Origin of the sequence: Shimia marina, assembly GCF_001458175.1 — a bacterium.
GTDB lineage: Bacteria > Pseudomonadota > Alphaproteobacteria > Rhodobacterales > Rhodobacteraceae > Shimia > Shimia marina.
Genome location: NZ_CYPW01000010.1, coordinates 1 through 14,061, shown reverse-complemented (window position 1 = coordinate 14,061; position 14,061 = coordinate 1). Strand labels below are relative to the sequence as shown.

The window sequence follows — 14,061 nt, the reverse complement described above, 5'->3', positions numbered from 1 at the left end:
CCCCCCATACACGCCGATCTCCATGGGATCTATTGGCGGTGAGGCACGTGACGAGGTGTTCCAGCCGCTGCGGCGCACGCCGATCCATGAGTGGCACGAAAGCAATGACGCATTCTTTGAGCCAGTGGGCCATTGGCGGCGTCCATACTGCTTCCCGCGCAACGGCGAGAGCCATGCGGATGCTGTCACCCGTGAGATCCGCCAGACCCGCGACAGTGTGGGCCTGCTGGATGCCTCCACGCTTGGGAAAATCATCGTCAAGGGCCCCGATGCGGGCAAATTCCTCGACATGATGTACACCAACATGATGTCCACGCTGAAGCCGGGCAAATGCCGCTATGGCCTGATGTGTAACGAGAACGGCTTCCTGATCGATGACGGTGTTGTTGCCCGTATCGACGAAGACAGCTTCCTTGTGCACACCACCACCGGGGGCGCAGAGCGCATCCACGGCTGGATGGAAGACTGGCTGCAATGCGAATGGTGGGACTGGAAAGTCTACACCGCCAATGTGACGGAGCAATATGCGCAGATCGCGGTTGTGGGTCCAAACGCTCGCAAAGTGATCGAGAAGCTCGGCGGCGAGATGGATGTTTCCAAAGAAGGTCTGGCCTTCATGGAGTGGAAAGACGGCAAGATTGGCGAATTTGACGCCCGCGCTTACCGGATCTCCTTCTCTGGGGAGCTGTCCTACGAGATCGCGGTGCCAGCCAGCCAGGGCCGCGCCTTCTGGGATGCGCTTTTGGAAGCTGGGGCAGAGTTCAACATCATGCCTTATGGCACCGAAGCGCTGCACGTGATGCGGGCCGAAAAAGGCTTCATCATGATTGGGGATGAAACCGACGGCACCGTGATCCCGCAGGATCTCAACATGCAGTGGGCCATCTCCAAGAAGAAGGAAGACTTCCTTGGCAAGCGGGCACAGACACGTGACCATATGGCCTCTGAGGATCGTTGGAAGCTGGCGGGTTTTGAAACTGTGGACGGCTCTGTCATCCCTGACGGTGCTTACATCATCGCCGACGGCAAAAATGCCAATGATCAGCGCAATGTGCAGGGGCGTGTGACCTCTACATATTATTCACCAACGCTGGATCGCGGCATTGCGATGGGCCTGATCCATGGCGGTATGAAGCGCCTTGGCGATGTTGTTGAATTCAACAAGGTGGACGGCTCTACCGTGAAAGCTAAAGTGGTGGATCCGGTGTTCTATGACAAAGATGGGGAGAAGCAGAATGTCTAAGGCTGTGAGCGCCCTGAACGGGGCATCGTTTGAAGGCTTTGTAAAAGTCGAAGAAACCGGTCTGCGCGGTATGATCACCGTGCGCGGGGATCTGGACGGCGCGGAAATGTCGGCGGCGGTGAAAGCGGCCACCGGCGCGCAGATGCCAGCACAACGCAAAGTGGTGTCCGGTGACAAGGGTGTTGTGGCCTGGATGTCACCGGATGAGCTGCTGGTTGTTGTGGATTACGCAGAGGTGCTTGAGACGGTTGCCACGCTGACCACTGCGCTGGCGTCGTCTCATGCGCTTGTGGCCAATGTGTCGGACGCGCGTGCCGTGTATCACGTCTCTGGCGAAGGCAGTCGTGATGTGCTTGCCAAGCTGGCACCGGTGGATTTTGGCAAAGACGCATTTGGCGCAGGCGACATCCGTCGCTCCCGGTTTGCGCAGGTGCCTGCGGCGGTTTGGGGCAATGAGGACGGCAGTTTTGAAGTGATCTGCTTCCGCTCTGTGGCGCAATATGTCTTTGATTTGCTCAAAGTCTCTGCAGCTCGGGGGGGAGAAGTTGGGTTTCACTGACCTTTGAAGTTGTAAATCTACAACAAAAACTGGTTTTTGCGCCGACGCTATGTCGGCGCATTTTTTGTTTTCTTAATCTAGCTAAAAATCAACTTGGACAGATGTTACTATGAAAACTCTATTTGCTGGCTTTGCTCTGGCTACCGTTGTGCTGAGTTCATATGCTTCGGCTCAGACCTACCTTTGCGAATTGAACGATCCAAGGGGGCGAAACGTCATTCCTCCTGAGATTCTGATTGAGTTTTCAAAAGATGGCAGTGCCAAGATCACTGACGCATTTACACTTCATTATGGGATCGCACCTTTGAAGGCGCGTTTCTCTGAGGATAACAGTAAACAGATGCGCGCTCGCTGGCGTCTCAAAGACGTTGTGAACCCTAGAGGCCAGAAAGCAACGCTGGACTTTTCACTGGTCTACAAGAAGCAACGTAATCGGGCGCATGTTACATTTAAAGCGCTTGGTTTTGATAATACTGATAGCGGGACTGGCACCTGTAAGATGGTGAAATAAGCATATGTGTTTTGTCCTGTTTTGTCGCTGCAGAGCGGTTTTTTCCGCTTTGCTCTTGACCTTACAGGGCTTTCACCCCCATCTGTGGCCAGAAGAAATTTCGCGCAACAGAAGAGGATGCTGCAATGGCTTTCGAACTCCCCGATCTTCCTTACGCTCATGATGCTCTGGCTGATAAAGGCATGTCTGCTGAGACCCTGGAATTCCACCATGACCTGCACCACAAAGCTTATGTCGATAACGGCAACAAGCTGATCGCGGGCACTGAGTGGGACGGCAAGACCCTCGAAGAGATCATCGTTGGCACCTATGATGCAAACGCGGTGGCGCAAAACGGCATCTTCAACAACATCTCCCAGCTGTGGAACCACAACCAGTTCTGGGAAATGATGGGCCCAGGCGCATCCGTTATGCCGGGTGAACTGGAAAAAGCGCTGGTTGAGAGCTTTGGCTCCGTTGACGACTTCAAATCCCAATTCGCCGCAGCAGGTGCAGGTCAGTTCGGCTCCGGCTGGGCGTGGCTTGTGAAAAACGCAGACGGCTCTCTGGCAGTGACCAAAACCGAAAACGGTGTGAACCCACTGTGCTTCGGCCAGACCGCTCTGCTGGGTTGCGACGTTTGGGAACACTCCTACTACATCGACTACCGCAACAAGCGCCCAGCGTACTTGGACAACTTCCTGAACAACCTGGTGAACTGGGAAAACGTTGCATCCCGGATGTGATCTGAGTTTTAGAAGAGTTCAAACGGCGCTTTCTGGGCGCCGTTTTTTTGTGTCTAGCTTGTGGTAAGGTAGAGTTTAAATTGTCTGTAGAGACCCGATGGTCCGGGCCCACGATGCCGGAAGCCACAGACATCTGTTTGCCAAGAATAGCCATGGCGATCTAGCCGGACAGTGAAGCAAGCATTTCCGGATTCGTTGTCAAGCTCTCGGACTATGTGGCACTCGCTCGTCCCCGGACACCGTTTCTCACCGACCAGAACGCTGGAACCCGCGCGTATGTTGCTGATTGTAAGGTTTCCATTCTCCGCAGCGCCCTTGCAGTTTTCGCCACGCACGAGATGTACGTTATAAACATACGCCCAATCCCGATCGCCGCCAGCAAAACCGGTTCTGAAAGATTTGTAGTAAGCGCGGATGCACAGGTTGAGGTTTGAGATGTCGGCCTCTACGCGGCGTATTTTCTCCTCCCTCTGCTTGCGTTCTTCAAATCGTTTCTTTTGTGCTTGGCGCTCTTCTTCCAGCTCGGCAGTGGGGTTTTCTTGTCTGGCTATGGTGAGCGGGTCGAAGATAGTGTCTGGGTCTGCATAGACAGCGTTGGCCCAAATTAGAGCGGTCGCAGACAGGATATTTCTCAAGTTCAATAAAACACTCCTTCTTCAAATGATTGCACACTATCACGTTTGTGGCTCTGATCTCCAAAATCATAGGTTTCGTATGCGGGAAGAGCACTCTGTGCATGATACTTAGGTATTTTGCTGATTAAAATTGTCAGATATATGATGTTCATCTGAGCGATAGAAATCAAAGATGGGATCTTCTGATGGCAAAAACCACAACGAGAGTGCTGAGTGTGCTGCGTAAGGAGTTGGTGACGCCTAATATGTTGCGCATCGTATTTGGAGGGGAGAGCCTTGCGGACTTTCCTGACAACTGTGACGGCGGCTATATCAAGTTGATATTCCCGGATGTGCCGCGCAGTCATCCTGATCGGCCTGTGATGAGAACCTATTCCATCCGCAGTTTTGATGCGGATTCAGGTGTGATGACCGTAGATTTCGCTCTGCATGGAGAGAGCGGGGGGATCGCAACGGACTGGGCGCTGAATGCGAGTGCGGGAGATAACATTCTGATTGCCGGGCCAGGCACGATCAAGATGGTCGATCCTGCTGCGGATTGGTATTTGATCGCGGCGGATATGACAGGCCTTCCAGCGCTGCTTTGCAATGTGGACCGCCTGCCAGCCACAGCGCAGGGCTATGTTGTCGTGGAAGTGCGGTCAGAGACGGACAAGGTGGCGTTGGAACTGCCTGAGAATGTCGAAATGCACTGGGTGATCAATTCTGCGCCTGAGGTCGAGAAAGGCGCATTGGTTGAGAAGGTCAAAGCGATGCCATGGCTTGATGGTAAGGTCAGCGTCTGGACCGCCTGTGAGTTTGACTCGATGCGCAGTTTACGTGGCTACTATCGCAATGACCGCGCCGTGGGGCGCGACCAGTTCTATCTTTCGAGCTACTGGCGGGCTGGGCGGACTGAGGATCAACATAAGGTCGACAAACAGGCTGACAGTGCCGCGGCTGCGTGACTTTAGCTTAAAGCGCTGCTCAGAAGCTCTTCCAGCTCATCCACATCTGAGGCCACTTGAATAAACGCGCGCAGGCTTGCCTCGGCAAAGCCCTGTGCGATCACATGGTCGACCAGCGCAATCAAAGGATCCCAGAACCCATTGATGTTGAGCAAGACAATGGGTTTTTCATGCAGACTGAGCTGACGCCAGGTGAGCACTTCAAAGAACTCATCCAGAGATCCGGCACCACCGGGCAAAACCACCAAAGCATCGCTGTTCATGAACATCACTTTTTTGCGTTCGTGCATGTTTTCGGTGACGATGAACTTGGTCAGATCGCGTTTGCCCACTTCCCATTCCAGCAGGTGTGTAGGGATCACGCCAAAAGTGTCTGCGCCTGCGGCTTGTGCCGCATTGGCGACGGCCCCCATCAATCCAATATCGCCTGCACCATAGACCAGCCGCCAATTTTTGCCTGCAATTCGCGCACCAAAGTCTTCTGCTGCGGCTTGATACGCGGGGTCTTGACCGGAACGTGAGCCGCAAAAGACACAGATAGAGTGTGTTGCCATGAAATTCTCCAATATGTTCAATGCTCTTTTGACCAGACCTACCCCTGTTGGTAAGCTCGCTCAACCAAGATGATGGCCGACTTCGGGGGATAAGCGGCGATGAGCGAAAAAGCGTCAGTATTCAGTGGAAATGCGGTTTGGGTGGCCGGGGTCGTGGTGGCTTTGGGCGTCTCCGTTTATGCTCTTTTGGCCAGTGGCGTCCTTGAGGGTGGCTCAGAGACCGATGAGGCGGCGGCTACAGAGCAACCCACATCGGCAGCGCTTGGCGCGGCCTCGACACAAGAAAGCAGCTCTGACACTGCTGGTGTTGCGGTGGAGAAGCCGGTGCAGGGCGAGGACCTTGAAGAGGCTAGCGTCATTGCCCCGTCTTTTGATGTTGTGCGTGTGGATGCCGAAGGCAACACAGTTGTGGCGGGCCATGCCGCGCCAAATGCGTCGCTGGCGATCCTGCTGGATGGGGAAGAAATTGCCCTCGCGCCCGTGGACATCGACGGAAAATTTGCTGCTATCCTTTCGATTGATCCGAGCGAGAAACCGCGTGTGCTCAGTTTGGCTGAGCGGGGCGAAGATGGAGATGTTCTGTCTGGTGCAACAGTGATTGTTGCGCCCGTTTTATCTGTGGCACAGGGCGCAGAGGCGCAAGCCATAGCGGGTGTGGCCTCCGACGTTCCGCGTGCGGGGCAGGTGCAAAATGATGCGGAAGTCGCTGTTGTCGCTGAGAAAGAGAGCACGCCTTCCACTGAGGATGCTCAAGGCACATCAGGCTCTGAGCCTCTTGCGGCGACTGTTTCCAAAGCGCCTGCCGTGATCATTTCGGACGCAGAAGGTGTGCGTGTGGTGCAACCCGCCGCGCCAGAAGAGGCCGTTGAGGAAGTATTGGCGGCGGTAACGATTGACTCCATCAGCTATACTGACACCGGGGCGGTCATGGTTTCTGGCCGTGGCAATCCAAGCAATTTTGTACGCCTGTATCTGGATAATGATTTTGTCGCTCAGGCAACGATTGGGGATGCCGGGCTCTGGTCTCGGCAGTTGGCCGACGTGGCAGGCGGTCTCTATGAATTGCGGGTGGATGAATTGGACCCGGAAGGCAAAGTGACATCGCGTGTTGCGACGCCGTTTAAGCGCGAAACACCTGAGACTGTTGCGCGTGCGCGCGCGCAGTCAGAGGCACCTGCGCCAAGTGAGGCAGGGGAAACTGTTGTAACGGAGACTGCTTCCGCTGCTGTGCAGACAGAAGTTGCAGAAACCCAAAAGGCTGTTGAAGAGATTGCCAAGGCGTCCCCTGATACTGCGGCGGGCGCGGACATCACATCCACAGGTGCGAATACTTCAGGTGATGATGATACTACCGTTGCCGTGGCAGTTGCCGAGGAGATATCGCAGGCAGCTGTTACCGACGACGTGAAACCTCAAACCGAGGTTGGTCAGGCTTCGCAGGAGCCGGTGACTGTTGAGGTCGGCGCTGCACAGGATATAGCGCCTGCCGGCGAGGTGGCTGCAGACGCTACAGTGGCTGAGGAAAAGCCAGCGGAGATTGCGCCGGTAACAACGCAGCCTGCTGCGGTTCCGGCTGTGGAGATTGTGACGGTCCAGCCGGGCTCCACTCTTTGGGCGATTGCGCGTGATCAATATGGCGAAGGTCTTTTGTATCTGCGGGTTTTTGAGGCCAACAAAGACAAAATCCGCGACCCTGATCTGATCTATCCGGGGCAGGTTTTTACCGTTCCTGAGTGATAACATCTTCTCCGAAATGACGAGGGGCTCCGTCCGTCAGCGGGCGCAGCGCCCTTGCTTGCGCCTGTTTTGAGCCCAAATGTAGTGCAAAGATCTATTTTTCTGCGCGTTTTGTCGGCGCATACCAGTTTGCCCTGCCATTTTTGAGACTGTGACTTGCGCTAGATCGCGGCTTTGGGCTGTCCTGAATGTGCAGGGGGCTTAGGGTTCCGTTGCCTTGAGAGAGGCAAGTCTGGTCCAAGAAGCGCCACCTGACCGGCAAATTCCGGCAGGCACACGGCGGGGCAAAATCCCGGGAGGTTACTGCGTTGGTTTTGTCCGCGCCTGATCTCTTTGTTCCGCCAGCGGACGTAAAGCCAACCTAGAGGTCGGCGGGACGTGACAACGGGGAATGACATGCAAAGAAAACAGAAACTGTTGGCTACCGCGCTTTCCGTAGGGGTTTTGAGTGCATTTGCGGCACCGCTCGCAGCTCAAGAGAAAACTGAATTCAGGTTGGCGTGGTCCATCTACGTGGGCTGGATGCCATGGGGCTATCTTGAAGACAGCGGCATCATGGACAAATGGGCGGACAAATACGGCATTGATGTGGAGATCGTGCAGTTCAACGACTATGTCGAGTCCATCAATCAATACACCGCCGGTGCTTTTGACGGGGTGTCTGCCACCAATATGGACACGTTGTCGATCCCGTCGGGTGGTGGCGTAGACACAACCGCGCTGATCGTGGGGGACTACTCCAACGGCAATGACGCGGTGATTGCCAAAGGGGCGGAGAGCTTGGCCGATTTGAAGGGCAAGCCGGTCAATCTGGTGGAGCTTTCGGTGTCGCATTACCTGCTGGCGCGGGGGTTGGACACCGTGGGGCTTGAAGAAGCGGATCTCGCGTCTGTCATCAACACCTCTGATGCGGATATGATCGCGGCCTATGCCACACCGGATGTGGAGGCTGTTGTGACCTGGAACCCTCTGGTGTCAGAAATACTTGGGACCAGCTCCGATGCGGTGACCCTTTTTGACAGCTCCAAGATACCGGGTGAAATTCTCGACCTTATGGTTGTGAATACTGAGGTCTTAGAGGCCAATCCCAATTTTGGAAAAGCCGTGGCAGGGGCTTGGTATGAAGTCATGGGGCTGATGGCGGCAGGTGACGAAGCTGCGCTGACGGCGATGGCGGAGGCATCAGGCACTGACTTGGCGGGCTATAAAGCACAGATGGCGGCCACGGAGATGTTCTTTGACCCGGCAGCGGCTGTTGCCCAAGCAAGCTCTGACGCATTGCCCACCACTATGACCGGTGTGGCGGAGTTCCTGTTTGACAAGGGTATTTTGGGCGAAGGCGCCCCAAGTGCGGATTTTGTCGGGATTGCCTATCCGGATGGGACCGTGACCGGGGATGTGGGCAACGTGAAGTTCCGCTTTGACACCACCTACATGCAGATGGCGGCGGACGGCGCGCTGTAACGCATTGGAAAAATGGCCTTGGCGGACAAAGCACGTTTGCCGGGCCATGGCCAACGACGAGGAGGCTTGCCATGCGCCTGATAAACATGAGACCTGCGCGCCCCGGCGCTGTGCTGCTAGCGGCAGTGCCATTTGTGGTGCTGCTTGTGGCCTATAGCATTGCGTCCGACATGCGCCTTGCCGCCAATCCGCAAGACAAACTGCTGCCTGCGCCTGCGACCATTGCAGAGACGGCGCAGCGTTTGTTCACAGTGCCTGACAAACGCTCCAAAGAGATCCTGCTGTGGCAGGACACAGCGGCCAGTCTGGCGCGGCTGCTTGGGGGCGTTGGCATTTCTGCGGCGCTTTCGCTGATCTTTGGGTTGGCGATTGGGCTGTTGCCCTATGCGCGCGCGACGTTGTCGCGTTTTGTTGCGGTTTTGTCGATGGTGCCGCCGCTGGCCCTGCTGCCGATCCTGTTCATTGTCTTTGGCCTTGGGGAGCTGTCTAAAGTGGTGCTGATTGTGATTGGCATCACCCCCTTCATGACCCGCGATCTGGCGCAACGGGTGATGGACATCCCCAAAGAGCAGATTGTGAAGGCGCAGACGTTAGGAGCCTCAAGTTGGGTGATTGCCGCGCGTGTGGCGCTGCCACAGGTGTTGCCACGGTTGATTTCCAATGTGCGACTTTCCCTTGGTTCCGCCTGGCTCTTTCTGATTGCAGCAGAGGCCGTGGCCTCCAACGTGGGGCTTGGCTACCGCATCTTCCTTGTGCGGCGTTACCTCGCGATGGATGTGATCCTGACCTATGTGATCTGGATCACGCTTTTGGCCTTTGTCATTGACTGGCTGCTGAAAACCGTTTCGCGCCGGGCGTTCCCTTGGATGGAGGCAGGCCTATGAGTTTTGTGAGCGTCCGAAATGTGTGGCAGCGCTATGGAGATCGTTCGATCCTTGAGCGTGTGTCGGTCACAGCGGAAGAGGGGGAGTTTGTTTCGATTGTTGGGGCCTCTGGCTGTGGTAAATCCACCTTCCTGCGCATGTTGTTGGCAGAAGAGCGCCCCTACAAAGGCGAGATCAGTATTGAAGGTGGCGCAACAGCGGTGGAGCCCAATCGTGAACGTGGGGTGGTGTTTCAGAAATACTCGGTGTTTCCGCATTTGACGGTGCGTGACAATCTGATGGCCGCTGAAGGCTTTCAAACCCGCTTTGGCCGCCTGCGTGGCGCGGCGCGCAAAGAGGCCGCTGCGCGCGCCGATCAGATGCTCACCCGCATCGGCTTGAGCCATGTGGCACAGCAATTCCCGGCGTCTCTGTCTGGGGGGATGCAGCAGCGTCTCGCCATTGGCCAAGCCCTGACCGCGAAGCCGCGTATCCTGTTGCTGGACGAGCCTTTTGGGGCGCTTGATCCCGGCACCCGTTTGCAAATGCATGATTTCCTGATGGAACTGCGCGACGAAACCAACATGACGGTGTTCATGGTGACCCATGATCTTGAAGAGGCCTTCAAGCTGGGTGACCGGGTGCTGGTCTTTGATAAGCCGCGCTGGGATCCGCAGGATCCCAACGTGATTGGGGCAACCATCACCTATGACTTTGATGCCCGTCATGGAGGCATGCCTCATCAGGATATTCTTGATCACTTTCCGTCTCTGGCGGCGGGATAGCTACACATTCCATGCGCCCCCGGGCTCCGCATGGAATGGTCACCAAGGCTCGGAGATCCCTGTCATGAGGCAGGCAATGATTTGGGAGACACCTTTTGTTTTCAGATCCAAAACGCACACGGTCACATAATCCAAGTGACATGCAAGACATCCTTACCCGTCGCGAAAAGCGACACCACCACCCGGATTTGACCAAACTCGCCGGATGGAAAGCCATGCAGAAAGAGGCAGATCTGCCAGAGGGGCGCCATGATGAAGAGCGCCGCTGGGCCCTTCGGATGGGGCTTACGGGGGCGGACAGCATTGAGGACAAATCGATCCCGACTTTCGCGCGCGGGGAGCTGCCGCATTTCGCGGGGATCAATACCTTTCTTAAGGCGCCCTATGCTGAGGATGTTCTTGAGGTCGCCAACTATGATGCCACGGTTCTTGGCATCCCGTTTGACGGAGGCACGACCTATCGCCCCGGCACTCGCTTTGGGCCACAGGGCGTGCGCAAAATCTCTGCGCTTTATACGCCTTACAATTATGAAATTGGCGTTGATCTGCGTGAACAGATGACGCTGTGTGATGCCGGTGACGTCTTCACCATTCCGGCCAATATCGAAAAGAGCTTTGATCAGATCAGTCGGGCCGTTAGCCATGTGTTCAGCTCAGGCTCTTTGCCGATCATGATTGGCGGGGACCACTCTATCGGATTCCCCTGTGTGCGCGGCATTGCGGAGTGCACCTCCAAGAAAATCGGCATAGTGCATTTTGACCGTCATGCAGACATTCAGGAGAAGGATCTGGATGAGAGGATGCACACAACACCTTGGTTTCACTCCACTAATCTCCCCAACGTGCCGGCCAAGAATTTGGTCCAGATTGGTATCGGCGGCTGGCAGGTGCCGCGGGAGGCGGTGAAAGTCGCGCGGGAACGTGAAACCAACATCATCACCATGGGCGACATGGAAAAGATGGGCGTGGACAAGACCATCGAAATGGCGCTGGAGATGGCCTGGGATGGGGTGGATATGGTCTATATGTCTTTTGACATCGACAGCATCGACTGTGGTTTTGTGCCTGGCACGGGCTGGCCGGAGCCGGGCGGCTTCTTGCCTCGTGAGGCGCTGGCGCTGGCATCGGGCATTGCCGCCGAAGGCATCTGTGGCATGGAGCTTGTGGAGGTTTCGCCGCCCTATGACACCTCTGACATCACCGCTCTGATGGGCACCCGCGTGATTGTGGATGTGCTTGGTGCGCTGGTGTCAAACGGCAAAATGGGTGCGCATAAGAGGTTCATCGACAAGCCGGTGACCACACCCCATGGCGACTTTGAAGGGCAACGCTGGTCCAACGATGGTCCGCATAAGGTAGGTCCGTAATGCCCCACGATCACCCACATCCTCACGACCACAGTCACGATCCTGCCCACCATGGGCAGGGTCACAATCACGCCCATGGTGACCATCTGCACAGCCATATGCATCATGAAGATGAAGCGGCAGATTTACAGATCTTGGCGGCGCAGTTCATCGAAGGGTTTTTGCAGGCGCGCGACAAGACGAGCTATCTGAAGCTTGCAGGCGTGCCCTTTGAACGTGCGTCAAAAGATGGTGCAAAGGCACTGAAGTTAATCGATGTCACGCTCACAACCGACTGGCAGATTGGCACGGCCTCTCCCTCTTTTGGTTCACGTGAGCTCAGCTACCTGCCGTTTCCGGGGGAAATGGTTCAGGAGCGCACCAATATGTCGCTGATCTATGTGTCGATGGATGAAAAATCCACGCTCGACATTCGCGACTTTCTTTATCAGCGCAAACAGGAGATGGAAAAATGAAACAGACGCTTGCTTTGATATTCACGGTTTTGGGCGCGGCTCCGGCTTTGGCACATGCTGAGGGAAGCTTTCACACACATGGGGCGGAGCTGTTTTTACTGCTTGCGGTGCTGGTGGTTTTGGCGGGCGCGGCGTTTAAGTCGATGAAGTGATCAGAGGAGGCGTGGCTCTTTGAGTGCGCGCCTCTGCAATCTCAACCAACTTTTCGGTGAGTTGGGCCAGCTGCTTTTCGATTGTGCCCTTGGTTGTGGGCGTTTTACACTGAGCGACCATCAACCGGGAAGGCAGCATGGCAGATCAGGAAAAAACCGCCCAGCAAATCGCGCAAGAAGAGCGACGTTCGGGCAAAAAAATCATCCGTAGCGTTCTGCCCTACCTCTGGCCCAGCGATGCGCCGGGGCTGCGCCTGCGGGTGGTTGTCGCGCTCATGGCGCTGGTGGCTGCCAAGGTGGTCGCTGTGTTTACGCCGATTTTCTACAAAGGCGCAGTGGATGCGTTGGCCGGTGAAGGTGTGCCCATCCTTGCGCTTGGCGCGGTGGGGCTGACATTGGCCTATGGCTGCAACCGTTTGTTGGCGGTGATGTTTGAGCAGCTGCGTGATCTGCTGTTTGCCAAAGTCAGCCAGCGCGCTTTGCGGCGGCTTGCGATGACCACATTCCGCCATATCCATGCGTTGAGCCTGCGCTATCATCTGACCCGTCGCACCGGCGCGCTCAGCCGTGTTATGGACCGCGGTGTGAAAGGTGTGGCGTTTCTCTTGCGCTTCATGCTGTTTTCGATCGGCCCGCTGTTTCTTGAATTGGTGATGATATGCACGGTGCTTGCGGTGTTGTTTGATTGGCGGTTCCTGCTGGTCGTTGCGGGGACAATGGTGATTTATGTCTGGTTCACATTGGCGGTCACGGAGTGGCGGGTGCGCATTCGCCGCGTGATGAATGATCGCGACAATGAGGCAAGCCAGCGTGCCATTGACAGCCTGCTGAACTTTGAAACGGTGAAATATTTTGGCGCTGAGAAACGCGAGGCGCATCGCTATGATGAGGCCATGGCGGGATATGAAGTGGCCGCCATCAAGACCGCAAATTCCCTTGCTGCCATCAACTTCGGGCAGGCGTTTATCATCAATGCCGGATTGGTGGCGGTCATGGCCATGGCGGCGATGGGCGTCTCTGATGGCGATTTGACGGTGGGCGATTTTGTGATGGTGAACGCCTATATGCTGCAGGTGATCGCGCCTCTGAATTTCCTGGGGTTTGTCTATCGCGAAATCAGACAGAGCCTTGTGGACATGGGACAGATGTTTGATTTGTTGGAGGATGCCGCCGAAATTCGCGATGCGCCAGATGCCAAAGCGATTGCTGTGACAGCGGGGCGGATTGAGCTGGACAATGTGCAGTTCAGCTATGAGCCGGATCGGCCGATCCTCAAACAGGTGAGCCTCGATGTGCCCGGCGGGCACACGGTGGCCATCGTTGGTGCCTCTGGATCGGGGAAATCCACAATCGGGCGGCTTTTGTTTCGGTTTTATGATGTGGCCGCGGGGGCCCTGCGGATTGATGGGCAGGATGTGCGTGATGTCACGCAGGAAAGCCTGCATGACGCCATTGGGGTCGTGCCGCAGGATACGGTGCTTTTTAATGACACGATCCGATATAATATCGGCTATGGCCGCTCAGGGGCGTCGCAAACTGAGATCGAGGAAGCCGCCAAGGCAGCGCAGATCCATGATTTCATTCAAAGCCTGCCAGAAGGCTATGGCACGATGGTGGGGGAGCGCGGTCTCAAACTCTCCGGCGGGGAGAAGCAAAGAGTGGGCATTGCGCGCACTTTGCTGAAGAACCCGCCGATTTTGTTGCTGGATGAGGCAACATCCGCGCTGGACACAGAAACGGAACAGGGCATCAAAGAAGCCCTGGCACGCGCGGGGGAAGGGCGGACCGTGATCACAATTGCACATCGTTTGTCCACCATTGCAGAGGCGGACCGCATTGTTGTGCTGGAACAGGGGCAAGTTGTGGAACAGGGTACGCATAGCATGCTTCTGGAACAGCAGGGGCGTTATGCGCAGCTTTGGGCGCGGCAGCAGGCAGACGAAGATGTTGCGTGAGGCCGTCTTTTTGCAGCCTGACCCAGCCCCTTGATCCGGGCCGTTTGGATGTAGAATCCGTTCCTGTTTCTTTCTTGTGATTAGGTTGCGGTCAAGGCCTGCTGAGCGG

The 14,061-nt window shown here is 56.0% G+C and carries 15 protein-coding genes and 1 riboswitch; of the genes, 13 read left to right on the top strand and 2 right to left on the bottom strand.

What is annotated here, in order from left to right; all coding sequences use genetic code 11:
* The 4 genes from SHM7688_RS19995 to SHM7688_RS06970 form a co-directional block, all read left to right on the top strand.
* Nucleotides 1-1,243: glycine cleavage T C-terminal barrel domain-containing protein (locus SHM7688_RS19995; protein ID WP_233486597.1), on the top strand; the 1,243-nt coding region annotated here is incomplete at its 5' end.
* Nucleotides 1,236-1,802: a sarcosine oxidase subunit gamma gene (locus tag SHM7688_RS06980; protein ID WP_058239224.1), complete on the top strand. Its 567-nt coding sequence runs from the start codon at nucleotides 1,236-1,238 to the stop codon at nucleotides 1,800-1,802. The genes SHM7688_RS19995 and SHM7688_RS06980, both read left to right, overlap by 8 nt.
* Before the next feature lie 109 nt (nucleotides 1,803-1,911).
* Entirely contained in the window at nucleotides 1,912-2,313 is a 402-nt protein-coding gene (locus tag SHM7688_RS06975) for a hypothetical protein (RefSeq protein WP_058239223.1), read from the top strand.
* A 125-nt stretch (nucleotides 2,314-2,438) separates the two neighbouring features.
* The gene (locus SHM7688_RS06970; RefSeq protein ID WP_058239222.1) at nucleotides 2,439-3,038 is read left to right on the top strand and encodes a superoxide dismutase; all 600 of its coding nucleotides are present in this window, start codon (nucleotides 2,439-2,441) and stop codon (nucleotides 3,036-3,038) included.
* A gap of 53 nt (nucleotides 3,039-3,091) precedes the next feature.
* On the opposite strand, the gene SHM7688_RS06965 is transcribed toward SHM7688_RS06970, so the two are convergent.
* Nucleotides 3,092-3,679, bottom strand: a complete 588-nt coding sequence (locus SHM7688_RS06965) for a hypothetical protein (RefSeq protein ID WP_058239221.1) — start codon at nucleotides 3,677-3,679, stop codon at nucleotides 3,092-3,094.
* A gap of 179 nt (nucleotides 3,680-3,858) precedes the next feature.
* Here SHM7688_RS06965 and SHM7688_RS06960 point away from each other — a divergent pair, with 179 nt between their 5' ends.
* Nucleotides 3,859-4,620 (top strand): siderophore-interacting protein, encoded by a 762-nt coding sequence (locus SHM7688_RS06960; protein ID WP_058239220.1) that lies wholly within the window; start codon nucleotides 3,859-3,861, stop codon nucleotides 4,618-4,620.
* Nucleotides 4,621-4,622: 2 nt separating this feature from the next.
* Here SHM7688_RS06960 and SHM7688_RS06955 read toward each other — a convergent pair whose 3' ends face one another.
* Nucleotides 4,623-5,174 (bottom strand): LOG family protein, encoded by a 552-nt coding sequence (locus SHM7688_RS06955; RefSeq protein WP_058239219.1) that lies wholly within the window; start codon nucleotides 5,172-5,174, stop codon nucleotides 4,623-4,625.
* A gap of 99 nt (nucleotides 5,175-5,273) precedes the next feature.
* On the opposite strand from SHM7688_RS06955, the gene SHM7688_RS19990 reads away from it, so the two are divergent.
* The 8 genes from SHM7688_RS19990 (at nucleotide 5,274) to SHM7688_RS06920 (ending at nucleotide 13,952) form a co-directional block, all read left to right on the top strand.
* Nucleotides 5,274-6,911 (top strand): LysM peptidoglycan-binding domain-containing protein, encoded by a 1,638-nt coding sequence (locus SHM7688_RS19990; RefSeq protein ID WP_058239218.1) that lies wholly within the window; start codon nucleotides 5,274-5,276, stop codon nucleotides 6,909-6,911.
* 190 nt (nucleotides 6,912-7,101) lie between these two features.
* A riboswitch (guanidine-I (ykkC/yxkD leader) is annotated at nucleotides 7,102-7,212 on the top strand.
* A gap of 95 nt (nucleotides 7,213-7,307) precedes the next feature.
* Nucleotides 7,308-8,375 carry a putative urea ABC transporter substrate-binding protein gene (locus SHM7688_RS06945; RefSeq protein ID WP_058239217.1) on the top strand — a complete coding sequence of 356 codons (1,068 nt, stop codon included), beginning with the start codon at nucleotides 7,308-7,310 and terminating at the stop codon, nucleotides 8,373-8,375.
* 71 nt (nucleotides 8,376-8,446) lie between these two features.
* Nucleotides 8,447-9,259 carry an ABC transporter permease gene (locus SHM7688_RS06940; protein WP_058239216.1) on the top strand — a complete coding sequence of 271 codons (813 nt, stop codon included), beginning with the start codon at nucleotides 8,447-8,449 and terminating at the stop codon, nucleotides 9,257-9,259.
* Complete coding sequence (locus SHM7688_RS06935; protein ID WP_058239215.1) at nucleotides 9,256-10,023, top strand: ATP-binding cassette domain-containing protein; 768 nt, start codon at nucleotides 9,256-9,258, stop codon at nucleotides 10,021-10,023. The genes SHM7688_RS06940 and SHM7688_RS06935 overlap by 4 nt, the downstream gene beginning before the upstream one ends.
* A gap of 140 nt (nucleotides 10,024-10,163) precedes the next feature.
* Entirely contained in the window at nucleotides 10,164-11,390 is a 1,227-nt protein-coding gene (locus SHM7688_RS06930; protein WP_058239214.1) for an agmatinase family protein, read from the top strand.
* Entirely contained in the window at nucleotides 11,390-11,845 is a 456-nt protein-coding gene (locus tag SHM7688_RS06925; RefSeq protein WP_058239213.1) for a hypothetical protein, read from the top strand. The genes SHM7688_RS06930 and SHM7688_RS06925 overlap by 1 nt, the downstream gene beginning before the upstream one ends.
* On the top strand, nucleotides 11,842-11,997 hold the full coding sequence (locus tag SHM7688_RS19720) for a hypothetical protein (protein WP_158500673.1): 156 nt from the start codon (nucleotides 11,842-11,844) through the stop codon (nucleotides 11,995-11,997). The genes SHM7688_RS06925 and SHM7688_RS19720 overlap by 4 nt, the downstream gene beginning before the upstream one ends.
* Nucleotides 11,998-12,134: 137 nt before the next feature.
* Nucleotides 12,135-13,952 (top strand): ABCB family ABC transporter ATP-binding protein/permease, encoded by a 1,818-nt coding sequence (locus SHM7688_RS06920; RefSeq protein WP_058239212.1) that lies wholly within the window; start codon nucleotides 12,135-12,137, stop codon nucleotides 13,950-13,952.
* The last annotated feature ends 109 nt before the right edge of the window (nucleotides 13,953-14,061 follow it).